The following is a 13805-nucleotide window of genomic DNA, read 5'->3' on the forward strand; positions in this document are numbered from 1 at the left end:
AGTATGACTGAGGTGATGAAGGGGCCGTATGTTGCGGTTGTGACACCGTTTAACCAAGACGGTACGTTGAATGAAGCCGAACTGCGTAACCAGGTTGAGCGTCAGATTTCATTCGGCAACAACATTTTTTGTAACGGTACCAATGGTGAATTCTTTGTTCTGAGCGATCAAGAAAAGCGCCGCGTGACTGAAATCTGTGTTGAACAAGCGGCCGGCCGTGTTGATGTGGTCACCCACATTGGTGAACTGACGCTGCAAAGCACCATCGAACATGGGCTGGCAGTACAGGACTCAGGTGTGAAAGCGGTATCCGTTATTACCCCTTGGTTTAGTGCGCTGCGTGAGCAGGAATTGGTTGAGTACTTCACCGCGGTGGCCGATAGCCTGGATATTCCGGTGTATCTCTACAATATTCCGGCGCGTACCGGCAATACCATCACGCCTCAGGTCGCAGCAACTTTGGCGTCTCACCCGAATATTTACGGCATTAAAGACAGCGCCGGCAGTTACGAAAGCTTGCAAGGGTTTCTGCAAGTTGCTGCTAGACATGAACAATTTGATGTACTTACTGGTCCGGATTCACTGATTCTGACCGGTTATCAGGAAGGCGCGATTGGCTGTGTATCAGGCATTGCCAATATTGTACCTGACTTGGTGAATCAGATTTACCAGGCCTTTAAGGGGAATGACGTTGAACAAGCTCAGGCTGCGCAGGAGGTGATTAATTATCTGAGAAGTCATTTGTACCCAATCGCATTTGCTCCGGCAGTGGTTAAACAGACCCTGAATCTGCTGGGTGAAAATGTCGGGCCAAGCCGCTATCCCGTAAGGTTTAGTCAAACGGATATTGAACAAATACAAGATATTATTAAACAAAAATTACAATAATAATCAAGTAAAACAAAAGGATACCCTACAATGATGAAGCAAACATTCAAAACTGCCGTAAAAGTTCTGACTCTGTCGACATTGCTGGCTAGCGGCTTTGTTCAGGCGGAAACCTCGTCCATTATTTCTCAGCCTCCGGGTAACGGCTGGTACACCTATGGCACAACCTTTTCACAGCTGATTCCGAAAGCAACCAGCGACGAGTACAAGATTAAACTGATCCCCCGCGGCGGCGGTATGACTAACCCGGTGGTGGTTAACCAGGGGAAAGCGGACTTCGGTTTCACCACTTCAAACGCGACTGTTTGGGCGCGTGATGGCCTGACCGATATTTATAAAGGCAAAAAGAACGAGAATCTGCGTATGGTGCTGGATAATGTGCAGCAAGCGTACACCATCACTATCGCGCGTAAAGCGTGGGTAGAGCAGACCGGCAATGACACCATGGACAAGGTGATCAAAGCAGACAACGTGCGTATTGCGATGAAACCGACCGGCTCTCAGGTGCCGATTATTGCCGATTACATTTTCAAAGCGCTGGGCTCTGATATTGAAACGCTGAAAGAGCAGGGCAAAGTGGTACAGATGGGTAGCGGTCAGGCTGCGCAGATGCTGCGTGATAACGCGATTGACGTTTACATCGATAACGTACCTGCGATGCACCCGAACCTGACTGAAATGACGCTGACTAACGATGTGGTTTACATTCCTTACGGCGATAACGTACTGAAAGATTTGGCTAAAGTTGGCCTGCCGACGGGCACTATGCCAGCAGGGACTTACGACGGCCAAACCGAAGACTACATCACACCTGTCAGTGCGACTGTGTTTGTGACCAATGCCAACGTTGACGAAGATACTGTTTACAACGTGACGAAAGCGCTGATCAGCAGCCAGAAAGAGATCAAAGAGACTCACTCTCCGCTGAAGTTCTGGCATCCGGAAGAAATTGGTAACCACGAAGCGCTCGTAACACTGCATCCAGGTGCGGCGAAATACTACCGCGAGCAAGGCTGGCTTAAATAAGTTCGGCGTTTAGTGCACAGTATTTAAGGTGTCATTATGAAATATAATCATTTAATGAACACAGTGAAGGCTATTCTTGCAATAGCCTATATTCTGTTCCTTTTGAATCAGTTCTTTGTTCCGGTATCGCCGTTAACCGCGGCGACCATCCATGTGTTTATGGCGACGGCACTGGTTATTAGTTTTCAGCCAATTGATTTTAAAAATAAGCAGTTAGTTTATCTGGGACGCTTCATCGATTTGGTGTGCATCGCGGTGACATTGTCAGTGGTTTACCACTACTACACTTCAATTCCACGTCTGGAATCGCGCCTGGAAATGATTGATGACGTACTGTTTTCTGACAAGTACGCCTTCATCGCCGGTGGTCTGATGCTGTTCGAAGCGGTGCGTCGTTCAGTCGGCTTCTCACTGCTGTCTGTGGTGATCATCTTTACTCTGTACGGTTTCCTTGGCCCTTACTTCCCGGGATGGACAGCGTTTGAAGGCTTCACGCTCGATACGATGGCTGAACTTATCAGCATGCAGGCGGACGGTCTGTTTGGTATCACAGCCAGCACTGCAATTAACTTTGTATTCTTCTTCGTCATGTTTGGTTGTGTGTTTACCATGACTGGCGGCGGCAGCGTGTTTATTGATCTGGCGATGATGGCCACAGCTCCGCTGAAAGGTGGTGCTGCGAAAATGTCGCTACTGGGCTCGGCCCTGTTTGGGATGGTGAGCGGTTCTGCAGTAGCGAACACCACGTCAACCGGTGTACTGACTATTCCAATCATGAAACGCTCCGGTTACAGCAAAGAGCAGGCTGCGGCAACGGAAGCGATTGCTTCAACCGGCGGACAGCTGATGCCACCAATCATGGGGATTGCTGCATTCGTTATGGCGGACATGCTGGGTATTCCTTATACCGATATTGCCGCAGCGGGGATTATTCCGGCGGCTGCGTTCTACTTCGCACTGTTTGTGATTATCGACCTGCGTGCCCGTAAAACCGGTGTGGGTAATATCTCTAAGCAAGACCTGAAATTTGAGCCAATTCGTCCGCGTCTGCACCTGCTGATTTCACCTATCTTCCTGGTGATTGCACTGATTGCCGGTTACTCAGCGCCATATGCCGCGTTTGTCGGTTCGGTGGTTGCTCTGGTTGCGCCACTGCTGCGAAAGAACACACGTTACAGCTATAAGATCCTGTTCCCTATGGTGATGGATACTGCCAAACAGATGGCATGGGTCTCTGTCCCGCTGGCCTCGGTTGGTATCATCATGGTGCTGGCGACTCAGTCAAACCTGGCGTTTAAGTTTGTTGAGATTCTCAGTGCGGTAGGCAGTGACAACCTCTATCTGTCGCTGGTGATGGTGATCCTGGGTTGTATCATCATGGGTATGGGCTTGCCGACGGTTGCGGCTTATATCATAGGTTCAATCATCTTTGCTCCGGCCATGATTGATATGGGTGTTGATCGCCTGGCAGCTAACATGTTCATCATGTACTACTGCGTGCTGTCCATGGTGACACCACCGGTTGCATTGTGTGCATACGCGGCGTCTGCCATTGGCCAGAGTGATTCATCCAAGACCGGCTTTATCGCGTTCTCCTATGCGCTAGTTATCTTCCTGGTACCGTTCAGCTTTATCACTGATCCTGTGGTGTTGTGGCAAGGCGCCTGGTATCTGATCCTGATTGCGTTCTTTGGCATGTTGGTGGCGACTTTCTGCTGGGCAGTCTTTCTACAGGGCTGGTTTAAGAAAGATCTGAATATCGTCGAACGCCTGCTGTTCCTGGTCGCCAGTATTGGCATCGTATTGGACAAATCGTCTTCGCCGATGTGGTTTGCCTTCCTGGGGCTGGCGTTAGCTTTGGTCATCTGGTGCTGGAAAAGTTCGGGCCGATGCATAATCAGCAACGCAAAAACAGCATAACGCATGAATAAGCCGGCCTCCTGGTGACCGGGAGGCCGGAATAAGAACGAAATGGAGTCTTTAATGAGTCAACAAACTGTTACGGTGGAAAAAACAGGAATTCTTTCTGCTGATCAAACTGTGCCTGAATTTACCACGGCGATGCTGCCATCGGATTATCCGCAAAATCACGCTTCTAATCTGCTGTGTCTGCCTAATGGCGATACGCTTTGTACTTGGTTTGCCGGCACGCAAGAAGGGGTTTCTGACATCTCTATCCTCTGCTCGCGTTTGCGCAGTGGCAGTCAGCAGTGGGAACCTGCGCTGAAACTGTCCGATGACCCAAGCCGCTCTGAACAAAACCCGGTCCTGTTTCTGGACCCGGATAACACGTTGTGGCTGATCTGGACCGCGCAATTGGCCGGTAATCAGGATACGGCTATCGTCCGTTTCCGTCAGTCGCCAGATTTGGGCGAAACTTGGAATGATATCCAAACCCTGATCGATGAACCGGGCACCTTTATTCGTCAGCCGGTGGTGGTTCTGCCAAGCGGACGCTGGTTATTGCCGGTGTTCTACTGCACGGTCAGGCCGGGTGAGAAGTGGGTCGGTAACTACGACACCAGCGGGGTGCGTATTTCTGATGATAAAGGTCAGACGTGGCGTAATGTTGCAGTGCCGGATAGCCTGGGTTGTGTCCATATGTGTATCACACCGCTGCAGGATGGTCGCCTGCTGGCGCTATACCGCAGCCGCTGGGCAGACAATATCTATAAGAGTATTTCTCAAGATGACGGCGAAACCTGGTCTAGCCCGGTCGCGACCTCGCTGCCTAACAACAACTCTTCGATTCAGGTGACGATGCTGCAAAACGGTAACTTGGCGCTGGTGTTCAACAACATGAGCGCGGCCGGTGCAACCGAGCGTCGCAGTTCTTTGTACGATGAAATCGAAGATGACAGCGGCGCGAAAGAGCCGGAAATCGTAGAAGGCCGCTCTGCATTCTGGGGCGCACCACGCGCACCAATGTGTCTGGCGATTTCTGAAGATAATGGTGAAACCTGGCCGACCATCATTAATCTGGATGAAGGTGACGGGTATTGTATGACCAATAACTCGCAGGAAAAACGCAACCGTGAGTTCTCTTACCCGACGGTGACTCAAAGCCGCGATGGCGATATCCATGTCGCTTATACCTATTTCCGTCAGGCAATTAAATACGTGCGGTGCCAGCTGTAATCCTGACTGTTTTTTTGCTGCCACTTTTAAGTGGCAGCCTTGTTTTAAAAGGGTGATAACTATGATTAGTGGCCATCTTAACCAACTGAACCGTGTCGGTCTGCCTGCGGCGTTTATGTCTGTGCTCAGCCGCCCTGAATGTAGTCTGGAAAGGTTGCAACAAGCGGCTGACGGGCGACTGCCTGTTGAAGCTACAGACTGGTTTTGTCATATCGGTGACGCGCAGCTGCAAAGTCGAGAACTGCGTCATACCGAATTTCATCAGCAGTTCGCTGATATCCAGCTGGTGCTGAGCGGTGAGGAAACGATTTACTTTGATTCGGCCTATACTCAAGCCGTCGAAGCGGATGAAAAGAAACCCGATCTGTTTATCGTCAAAGCGCCGCAACTGCGCCAGCAAATCCATCTCGCTGCCGGTGACTTTGCGGTGTTTATGCCGGGAGAGCCGCACCAGGCACTTTGTTCCGCTTCAGGTCGTGGCGTGGTACGAAAAGCGGTATTTAAAGTGCCACTGAGTATGCTGGAGGGGTTATGATCCAACCACATGCTATTGTAACCGGAGCCAGTTCAGGGATTGGCTTTGCCATCGCGCAAACCTTGCTGGATAACGGCTGGCAAGTTACCGGGTTGAGTCGCAGCAGACCGGATATTCAACACCCTGACTTTACTGCGTTGAGTGTCGACCTTATGGATAGTGCTCAGGTCCGGCAATGCGCCGAACAGTTTGCCCAAGTGGATGCTTTTATTCACGCGGCGGGCAAAATGGCCTCGGCTCCGTTAGGTGAACTGAATCTGAGTGAGAGCGAGGTGTTATGGCATTTGCATATTCATGTGGCGGAAATCATGGCTAATGCTTTGGTGCCGAAAATGACTGCAGGCGGGCGTATCGTGCTGATTGGCAGCCGCACCATCGCGCGGTGTTGCCGGCCGTTCACAGTATGTCGCAACCAAGTCTGCCATGATCGGTATGGTGCGCAGTTGGGCGGCTGAACTGGCCACTCAGGGTATTACCGCCAATATCATCGCGCCGGGCGCAACGGAGACCCCGATGCTGCTGGATCCAAGCCGGACCACATCTCCGCCTAAACTCCCGCCGATGGGACGCTATATTAAACCGCAGGAAGTGGCGGACTACGTGCAGTTTATCGTGTCTCCGTCCGGTGCGGCGATCACCGGTCAGGAGCTGGTGATTTGCGGTGGTGCCTCGCTGTAATTGGCTAATCACGGTAAACCTGATGACGGCTGTATTTCCTGTTATGAAAAAACCGCTGACATTTTCAGCGGTTTTTTATTTCATATTTGTCTTCCATGTCCGTTACGCGACAGGCGCTGACCGGAACGAATAAGACCCGTTTCTTCTGCTGGTTACACTGAATCAAATTCAAACGATAAGGTGTAACATGATTTCGAATCCCGAAAGCAAATATCAACCGGCGCATATTGTTGCCAATCCACAACGTAACTGGCCTGATAACCGCTTAACTCAGGCGCGGCTCTCGCGTTAGACAGCTGCAACTCGCTATATTTCAGTGAACACCGTTGCGGCTGCCTGTTACTCCTTTCACATTTCCTCGCTCTATCCTTGCTTTTGAATCACATCCGCCTCTCTGATCTTCGGTATCAACTCTTAATGAATTTCATAATTTAGAACCAGAGTCACGCTTTGTTTAAAGCGACATAAGTGTTAGTAAAATATACATATTGTTACATTTTTATGTAAGATAGATCTAAGTATAGCTAATTATTTTGCGGGTTATTTATTCATTAGTGTCAGATAGCCGTCTTGAATATTAGTAAAATTAAATTCAATGGCGAAAAAGTGCGCACAACCCGACAAATTTAGACCGTACAGCATTCTTTAATGAAGAATTTATCAATAGCTAATCCATAATTAAAATGCTATCAACACATCTAACTATACTAATTTAGCGAAGTGTTTTACACATCGGGTTGATGAGGGTAGTGAGTGGTTATAGCGGTTAATGGTCTATTCAAAATAAAAATAAAAACAACGCCGTGGCATGGAGAAAAAGCATGAGCAATAAACGCAATGTGCATGTTGTTGATAGTGAAGTCACCTTTTCAAAAGACGAGCAGTTAGTCTCTGTGACTGACAAACGAGGGGTTATTCGTTACGCGAATAAAGAATTTTGCCGCGTCGCTGGGTTTGAAGAATCCGAGTTGGTGGGCAAAAACCACAATATGGTGCGACATCCGGATATGCCCAAAGCGGCTTTCGCGGATATGTGGGCCAAACTTCAGGCCGGCCTTGAGTGGCGCGGCGCGGTAAAGAACCGGTGTAAGGATGGTCGTTACTACTGGGTTGACGCATTTGTCACCCCGGTGTTTGAAAACGGCGAGCTGACGGGTTACCAGTCGGTACGCACTGTGCTGGAGCCCAGGGTACGTCAGCGTGCTGAAAAAATGTACGCTCAGATTAATCGCGGTGTGAACGTGGGAGAAAAGTGGTGGTTCAGCCATACGTTCAGACTTGCGCTGTTTGCGGCGATTTCGCTGGGGCTGTGTGTTGGCGCTCTTGCTTTGCCGTGGTTAAGTTTTATTGTGCCTTTTGTGGCGCTGGCGTGTTTCTATCCTGAGATTTTCGCGGCCAGTCGCTCCATCGCCGATATGAAAGCACACTATGACAGTGTGTCGCGTTATGTCTTTTTCGGAACCTCACCCTGTAGTGTGATTCAGTTTAGTGATGCTTTGCACCGCGGTCGTGCTCGCACTATTCTTGGTCGGGTGGGTGATGGCGCTAAGGTATTGATGGACAGTGTAACTTTACTGGAAGGGGCATCGAAAAAAAGCCCATGAAGGTGTTGAACGTCAGTCTTACGAACTGCAGCAGCTTGCGACTGCGATGGAAGAAATGACGATGACTATCCAGAATGTGGCTGATAATACCGCGCAAACCTCCTCTAAAGTCAGCCTGGTGCACAATGATTGCGAAGGGGCAACGAAAGCGATATCCAATACTATGAAGTCGGTTTCCCATCTGGCTGAAGAGGTGAGCAAATCGTCTCTGGCGGCAGAGGCGCTGGCGAAAGAAGCTGAGCAGATTGGCCTCGTGACCCAGGAAATCCAGGGGATTGCGGATCAAACCAATTTGCTGGCACTGAATGCGGCCATTGAAGCTGCCCGCGCGGGTGAGCACGGACGAGGGTTTGCCGTCGTTGCCGAAGAGGTGCGCGCGCTCTCGACCCGGACCCATAAAGCCACAGAACAAATCCACAACTCAATGGGCGAAATACAGTCGTCGCTGATTACATTATCGAAAACCATGATGCAAGGACGCTCATCGGCGGAAGAGTGTCTGGATGAAACCCAGTCATCGGTGGATCGTATTCAGCAGGTATACAATGCGGTAGCGGAAATTTCTGATCTGGCGCTTCAGATCTCAACCGCCGCAGAGCAGCAAAGTGTGGTGTCCGGCGATATGAGCCGCAATGTCGAAGCGATTAATCAGGTATCGCAAGAGAACGTCAAGATGGTTGATACCGTCAATACTGAATCGGAAAATATTCACAAACGCGCCTCGGTGCTGGCGTCGATGCCGTTAAGTTTTCGCATCTGAGCTTGATTCATCTGATCTGTGATTCCACATATAAGGAACCCGGCACTGTAGGCCGGGTTTTCTGTTTCTGCGCTACTGCTATTTATCTTGTTGGCGATCACTTTGGCTATGGTGATGTTTGCTGACTCAAACTACTGGTCGAGATACACCACCAACAGATCAGATTCGACCGCATTGGCCACCGCAGGGATGTGGGAGAACAGCCTGCTCAGCACCTTATGGTGATGGCCGCAAACCACCAAGTCGATATCCATCTGTTTCACCAGACCTGACAGTTTGATGTGCAGATCGCCAATCACGACGCAACAGTCTTTGACAGGGTAGTCACACTTATCAGCCAGTGCTTGCAACTGCGCCTGAAATTCAAGTTCTTCTTTCGGTGATAACGCCATGCTGTCGACTTCGACAAAGACCAGCGAAAGGACGCTGCCGTCGCTTTTCGCCATGGCAATCGCACGGTCTATAACGTCCTGACTGGATGGCGACAGATCAACGGCTGCCAGTATATGTTTATAGCTCATTACGTTTCTCCCGATTTTCGCTTAGGTACGTAATGTGAGTCTAGCAGTTGCATATTGGGGCAAGGCGAGAAATTGAACAAAATACCGAAACGCTCAAGAGCGGTTGAAATAAATCGTCACTTGCCTGGAGTAAGGGCGGGCAATTCAAAGCGGAGATAGGTCAATGTGAGAGGCGGAACCCAAAAGCCGATCCCGCCTGTCTTAACCCGTCTTATCGAGGAGCGGAATCGCTCTTAACCGAACACAAAACCGGATAGCTGAGTTTTCATTACTTGTTGTGAATACACTTTACGACCGCGGTCGCTGCCCGCAGCACCTGCAACCACCATGAGTGGCAGCAGGTGCTCTTCATGTCCTTGTGGATGGCAGTTAAATGCGTGTGGTGCTTGTGTCCACTGGCTTAAGTCAGCGTTACGTTGTTGTGGCTCCGCTTCGACCGCTTCAGTTAACCAGTTGTCAAACATCACGGAAGGTTCGGTAAAACGACTGTCACCGTAGCCGCGCATGTTGTGAAAACTCATGCCGCTGCCAACAATAAGTACCCCCTGCGCACGCAGCGGCGCGAGTGCTTCACCAAGCTCAATGTGTGCTTGCGGGTTTAAATCGTTGCGCAGTGACAACTGAACCACCGGAATATCAGCGTCCGGGAACATCAGTTTCAGCGGAATAAACATGCCGTGGTCGTAACCACGCGTGCTCTCTTGCTGGCCGCTCAGACCGGCTTGTTTTAGTAACCCCACCACTTGTTCCGCTAACTCAGGGCTACCAGGCGCAGGGTAAGTGATCTGGTAAGTATGAGCCGGGAAACCGTAGTAGTCATAAATCAGCTCAGGATTGGTGCCTGAAGTGACAGAAAACTGCGCGGTTTGCCAGTGTGCTGAAACCATCAGAATCGCTTTTGGTCTTTCCGGTAACAGGTTGTCGATGTTTTGCAGAAATTCCGCCATATTGTCCCAGGTATCGGCCGGGTGCCAGTCCATAAAGAAACAAGGACCACCGCCATGCGGGATGAATATGGTCGGCTGGGTAACGGAATTCGCGGTAAATTTGGAGTTGGTCATGCTCAACGGTCCTTAGTGCAAATGGGATAATTCGTTATGGCTATTGTGCGCTGATAAGCATTATTCGTTGGTGACAACCATTATCCACCTGTCAATCTGGTAATAGAACATGCTAAATTTGATGAACAGCTTTAACTCAGAGTAGGAAATCAACGTGGATCGCTTTACCAGCATGCGGGTTTTTATCGAATCCGTGGAACAAGGCAGTTTGTCAGCCGCCGGGCGTAGACTGGGCATGTCGCCGGCAATGGCGACCAAGCATGTCGATGCACTGGAAAGCCGGTTGGGAATAAAGCTATTGCGCCGTACCACCCGTCAGCTCACTTTAACCGATGGCGGGCGCGAATATCTCGAAGCGTGTAAGCGCATCCTGCAAGAGTTGGATGAAACCGAATCGGAACTCTCGTCACAGCGCAACGAGGCAATAGGACGATTGAGGATGAATGTGCCTCTATCTTTCGGTACCCGGTTTATTGCGCCGCTGCTGCCAGCGTTTTCCCGCGATTATCCGGGAGTCGAAGTGGAGCTTGGCCTGAGTGACAGTCAGCAAAACTTGCTGTATGAAGGCTGGGATCTGATTTTGCGTATCGGTCATCTGGAGGACAGCCAACTAAAGGCACGTAAGTTGGGTAACTGTCCGCTGCGTGTTTGCGCGTCGCCTGACTATCTAAGGCAATTTGGTCGTCCTAAGCGGGTGTCAGAACTCTCTTCCCACAACTGCCTGAGTTATACCTTGTCTGCATTGCAGGGGAACGGCGCCTGGTTTTTTGGTGTGAAAGGTGATGTTCAGGTTCAGGTGAAAGGTAACCTCAAAGCCAATAATGGTGATGCTTTGCTGGCTGCAGCTATCGCGGGTCAGGGCATCATCTATCAGCCGGATTTTATTGTGGTGGATGCATTGCAAAATGGTCAGCTGGTGGCTCTGGAACTGGATCACCCGACCGTAGACATCGGCGGAATGCACGTACTGTTTCCGCCTGACCGCCGTTTACCCCTTAAAGTCCGGGCAATGATCGACTATTTGATTGCCACATTTGCTCAGTCAAAGTAAACATGCACAAAAAGTAAGGTGTGCTCACTGGTCGGCAAAGTTGTTGAATGTTATTGACCCTTCCCGAGGCTGAATTGACGCAATCGACAATTGTTAGATAAACTCTGAGACAAAGCTCAATCTGGTGCATATCAAGCCTGATGTGTTGCAGAATTGTGGAGGCCTCAACCTGGTTGGGTAGCAGTCAATTCGCCTTTGTTGGTTTACCTGGTGATTAAACAACGAAAGGCGCTCGGGAAAACCAAGTTCTCATCCCTATTTAGAGAGGCTTATTTATAGCTCTCTCATTTAACTGGTTGACAAATAAGTAGAAAAAATAAATTATGAGATTTGATAGTTGAGTTCCATGAGTAATCGATTACATGTATAGGCAGCAGCGTCTCGAAGCTTTTTCATCCAACCTGTGTTTTCTGGTCAGCGTCAATGTCGCGATAGCCACTTTGTTGGTGTTGAGTGGTATTTACAGTGATATCGGAACGGACAAGCTCGTCTGGTTGATGGGAATCTACCTCGCATGCATGGTTCGCCTGTCGGTTCACTTTTTTGTCCCCAACAATAATCCCTACAAACTCGATTTTCATTTTATGGGGGTATTGCTTGCTGCGGTTGCCTGGGCCAGTTTTCCTTATCTGTTTCATGGTGAATTTGGTCTGCGAGAGAAGGCGATCACCATTATCATCTTTTGTGGTATGTCCGGCGGCAGTGCGACCTTGCTCGCAGCCGACATCCGATCAGCGATAGCATTCACATCTATCACGGTATTTCCTTACAGCTTCGTACTCGTTAGTGCTGATAATTATGACGAGCGTGTCATCGGGGTTATGTCGATTGGCTATGGCGTGGCGCTGTGTCTGAGTTCTTTACGCAGTTGCAAGTTCATTATGTCGTCGATTAGTGACCGACTTAAAGTCGACAGCCTGGTGAAAAGTCTTGAGCATGAGGTCGAAAGTCGCACGGAAAAAATTACTCTGTTGGAGCAAAAAGACAGCGTAACCGGGTTATTAAACCGCACCAGCTTTCTTGCAATGGTCAAGTCATTGCAAGAAGCGCATCCATGTGAAGCTCCTGAATGTCGGCGAGCGATGATCTATATTCATATCAGCAAATTCCAGTTGCTGTGCAGTAACTACGGCCACGGCTACGGTGACTACGTGTTGAACGTGATCGGGAAGCGGTTACTTAATATCGATGAACGCTACAACACGATTGCGTCCAAATGGAACGGCAGCGGTTTTATTCTTTATTTTCCGCACGGTAATAACGTCAGTATCACGCGTTTCATTGAGAATATTGACCATCTTCTCAGCCGTGAAGTTCAGTATCTGTCATTGATAACGACCCCCAGTTTTCACTACGGTTTCTATGAACTGGGGGGTGAGATGACTCTATCTAATGCGGTCAATAATGCTTACCTTTCCATGTTGGAAGGTAAGAAGAAAAACATCAAAATTTACAGTTTCGACCAGGGCCTGAAAGACAAACTCCAGTGGCAGGAAGAGCTGCATGCAAAAATGACCACCGTCATCAATACGGACGACTTCTACATGGTCTATCAACCGATTGTCGATGTGACCACCAACAACGTTTCTGGATTTGAGGCCTTGATTCGATGGGAACTGGATGGCAAGTTTGTGTCGCCTGACGATTTCATTCCTATCGCAGAACAACATGGTTTGATTTTTAGTATCGGTAAGTTGGTGCTGCGCTCATCGCTGCAAACCTTGCATGAGATTAACCAGCATCTGCCCCATATTTCTATGTCTATCAACGTGTCGGTGATACAGTTCGAGAATGAGCATTTCCTCGATCATCTGCGCAAACTGCTCAGCGAGTTTGATGTCCGGGTTGAAAACATCCATCTGGAAGTGACTGAAACGGCCATGATCCGCGATCTCGAGAAACTGTCCTATGTCATGTCTGAAATCAAAAAGATGGGTGTGAAAATTTCCATTGACGATTTCGGCACGGGCTTCTCTTCGATTGCAGTCTTGAAAAGTCTTAACGTTGATTACATCAAAATTGATAAGACCTATATCGATGATATTTGTCACGACGAAAAAGATCGCAGTATCGTTTCGGCATTGACGAAGATGAGCCATGCGATCGATGTCAAAGTGATTGCCGAAGGGGTAGAAGAACAGTCGCAAAAAGCATTGCTCAGTGGCTATGACGTTGATTTCTATCAGGGTTACCTGTTCAGCAAGCCCGTACAAAAAGACGATGCTTTTACTTTACTGGGTATTAAACCAGATGATGCCAGCGCTGTTGTGAACAGCGGATGGTAATGCATGGACTTAAGCGCTGTTTTTAATAGAGCTTCACCAGCGATTGCGGCGTTATTGATCTTCACTGCGTTTTTCACCGCCATGGTTACCTTTGCTGATCATGATGAGCATCGCCGGAGCGAACGGAACCTGGGTGGGTCTTAAATTCGTTAAACGGATGAGCTGCGTTTATTTTAACCGTGTGTTTAACATTGTGTTAAGTGTATTAGCACGACGATTAGTCTGGCAGGCATTTAGTTAATTCTCAGTACGCTATCT

General features: G+C 49.2%; 13 protein-coding genes. 11 read left to right on the forward strand and 2 right to left on the reverse strand.

Annotated features, from left to right (window positions below; translation table 11 throughout):
- Window positions 1–3: 3 nt before the first annotated feature.
- The 9 genes from KNV97_RS00870 to KNV97_RS00910 all read left to right on the forward strand — a co-directional run bounded on the left by KNV97_RS00870 (window position 4) and on the right by KNV97_RS00910 (window position 8629).
- Window positions 4–888: a dihydrodipicolinate synthase family protein gene (locus tag KNV97_RS00870; protein WP_218561869.1), complete on the forward strand. Its 885-nt coding sequence runs from the start codon at window positions 4–6 to the stop codon at window positions 886–888.
- Between the two features lie 30 nt (window positions 889–918).
- Window positions 919–1914, forward strand: coding sequence for a TAXI family TRAP transporter solute-binding subunit (locus KNV97_RS00875; protein ID WP_136486718.1), 996 nt, complete (start codon window positions 919–921; stop codon window positions 1912–1914).
- A 36-nt stretch (window positions 1915–1950) separates the two neighbouring features.
- Entirely contained in the window at window positions 1951–3834 is a 1884-nt protein-coding gene (locus tag KNV97_RS00880) for a TRAP transporter permease (protein WP_218561870.1), read from the forward strand.
- A gap of 63 nt (window positions 3835–3897) precedes the next feature.
- Window positions 3898–5052, forward strand: a complete 1155-nt coding sequence (locus tag KNV97_RS00885; protein WP_218561871.1) for a sialidase family protein — start codon at window positions 3898–3900, stop codon at window positions 5050–5052.
- 61 nt (window positions 5053–5113) lie between these two features.
- Window positions 5114–5587, forward strand: a complete 474-nt coding sequence (locus KNV97_RS00890) for a YhcH/YjgK/YiaL family protein (protein WP_136486711.1) — start codon at window positions 5114–5116, stop codon at window positions 5585–5587.
- Window positions 5584–6042, forward strand: coding sequence for an SDR family oxidoreductase (locus tag KNV97_RS00895; RefSeq protein WP_218561872.1), 459 nt, complete (start codon window positions 5584–5586; stop codon window positions 6040–6042). The genes KNV97_RS00890 and KNV97_RS00895 overlap by 4 nt, the downstream gene beginning before the upstream one ends.
- Window positions 6020–6265, forward strand: coding sequence for an SDR family oxidoreductase (locus KNV97_RS00900; protein ID WP_256611696.1), 246 nt, complete (start codon window positions 6020–6022; stop codon window positions 6263–6265). Before KNV97_RS00895 ends, KNV97_RS00900 begins: the two co-directional genes overlap by 23 nt.
- 821 nt (window positions 6266–7086) lie before the next feature.
- Window positions 7087–7869: a PAS domain-containing protein gene (locus KNV97_RS00905; protein ID WP_218561874.1), complete on the forward strand. Its 783-nt coding sequence runs from the start codon at window positions 7087–7089 to the stop codon at window positions 7867–7869.
- Window positions 7870–7930: 61 nt separating this feature from the next.
- Window positions 7931–8629 carry a methyl-accepting chemotaxis protein gene (locus tag KNV97_RS00910; protein WP_218561875.1) on the forward strand — a complete coding sequence of 233 codons (699 nt, stop codon included), beginning with the start codon at window positions 7931–7933 and terminating at the stop codon, window positions 8627–8629.
- Window positions 8630–8760: 131 nt separating this feature from the next.
- Here KNV97_RS00910 and KNV97_RS00915 read toward each other — a convergent pair whose 3' ends face one another.
- Both KNV97_RS00915 and KNV97_RS00920 read right to left on the reverse strand, forming a co-directional pair.
- Window positions 8761–9150, reverse strand: coding sequence for a universal stress protein (locus KNV97_RS00915; protein ID WP_136486700.1), 390 nt, complete (start codon window positions 9148–9150; stop codon window positions 8761–8763).
- Window positions 9151–9383: 233 nt separating this feature from the next.
- Window positions 9384–10211, reverse strand: coding sequence for a DODA-type extradiol aromatic ring-opening family dioxygenase (locus tag KNV97_RS00920; protein ID WP_136486698.1), 828 nt, complete (start codon window positions 10209–10211; stop codon window positions 9384–9386).
- Window positions 10212–10365: 154 nt separating this feature from the next.
- Here KNV97_RS00920 and KNV97_RS00925 point away from each other — a divergent pair, with 154 nt between their 5' ends.
- Both KNV97_RS00925 and KNV97_RS00930 read left to right on the forward strand, forming a co-directional pair.
- Window positions 10366–11262, forward strand: coding sequence for a LysR family transcriptional regulator (locus KNV97_RS00925; protein WP_218561876.1), 897 nt, complete (start codon window positions 10366–10368; stop codon window positions 11260–11262).
- A 362-nt stretch (window positions 11263–11624) separates the two neighbouring features.
- On the forward strand, window positions 11625–13547 hold the full coding sequence (locus tag KNV97_RS00930) for a putative bifunctional diguanylate cyclase/phosphodiesterase (RefSeq protein ID WP_218561877.1): 1923 nt from the start codon (window positions 11625–11627) through the stop codon (window positions 13545–13547).
- Window positions 13548–13805 lie beyond the last annotated feature (258 nt).

Source organism: Vibrio ostreae, from assembly GCF_019226825.1.
Taxonomy (GTDB): domain Bacteria; phylum Pseudomonadota; class Gammaproteobacteria; order Enterobacterales; family Vibrionaceae; genus Vibrio; species Vibrio ostreae.

What these genes read in the sequence shown, in the direction of transcription:
- KNV97_RS00885 (WP_218561871.1), top strand. Translation starts at nt 3,898, where the DNA reads ATGAGTCAACAAACTGTTACGGTGGAAAAAACAGGAATTCTTTCTGCT.
- KNV97_RS00905 (WP_218561874.1), top strand. Translation starts at nt 7,087, where the DNA reads ATGAGCAATAAACGCAATGTGCATGTTGTTGATAGTGAAGTCACCTTT.
- KNV97_RS00875 (WP_136486718.1), top strand. Translation starts at nt 919, where the DNA reads ATGATGAAGCAAACATTCAAAACTGCCGTAAAAGTTCTGACTCTGTCG.
- KNV97_RS00910 (WP_218561875.1), top strand. Translation starts at nt 7,931, where the DNA reads ATGACTATCCAGAATGTGGCTGATAATACCGCGCAAACCTCCTCTAAA.
- KNV97_RS00880 (WP_218561870.1), top strand. Translation starts at nt 1,951, where the DNA reads ATGAAATATAATCATTTAATGAACACAGTGAAGGCTATTCTTGCAATA.
- KNV97_RS00900 (WP_256611696.1), top strand. Translation starts at nt 6,020, where the DNA reads ATGGTGCGCAGTTGGGCGGCTGAACTGGCCACTCAGGGTATTACCGCC.
- KNV97_RS00870 (WP_218561869.1), top strand. Translation starts at nt 4, where the DNA reads ATGACTGAGGTGATGAAGGGGCCGTATGTTGCGGTTGTGACACCGTTT.
- KNV97_RS00915 (WP_136486700.1), bottom strand. Translation starts at nt 9,150, where the DNA reads ATGAGCTATAAACATATACTGGCAGCCGTTGATCTGTCGCCATCCAGT.
- KNV97_RS00920 (WP_136486698.1), bottom strand. Translation starts at nt 10,211, where the DNA reads ATGACCAACTCCAAATTTACCGCGAATTCCGTTACCCAGCCGACCATA.
- KNV97_RS00890 (WP_136486711.1), top strand. Translation starts at nt 5,114, where the DNA reads ATGATTAGTGGCCATCTTAACCAACTGAACCGTGTCGGTCTGCCTGCG.
- KNV97_RS00930 (WP_218561877.1), top strand. Translation starts at nt 11,625, where the DNA reads ATGTATAGGCAGCAGCGTCTCGAAGCTTTTTCATCCAACCTGTGTTTT.
- KNV97_RS00895 (WP_218561872.1), top strand. Translation starts at nt 5,584, where the DNA reads ATGATCCAACCACATGCTATTGTAACCGGAGCCAGTTCAGGGATTGGC.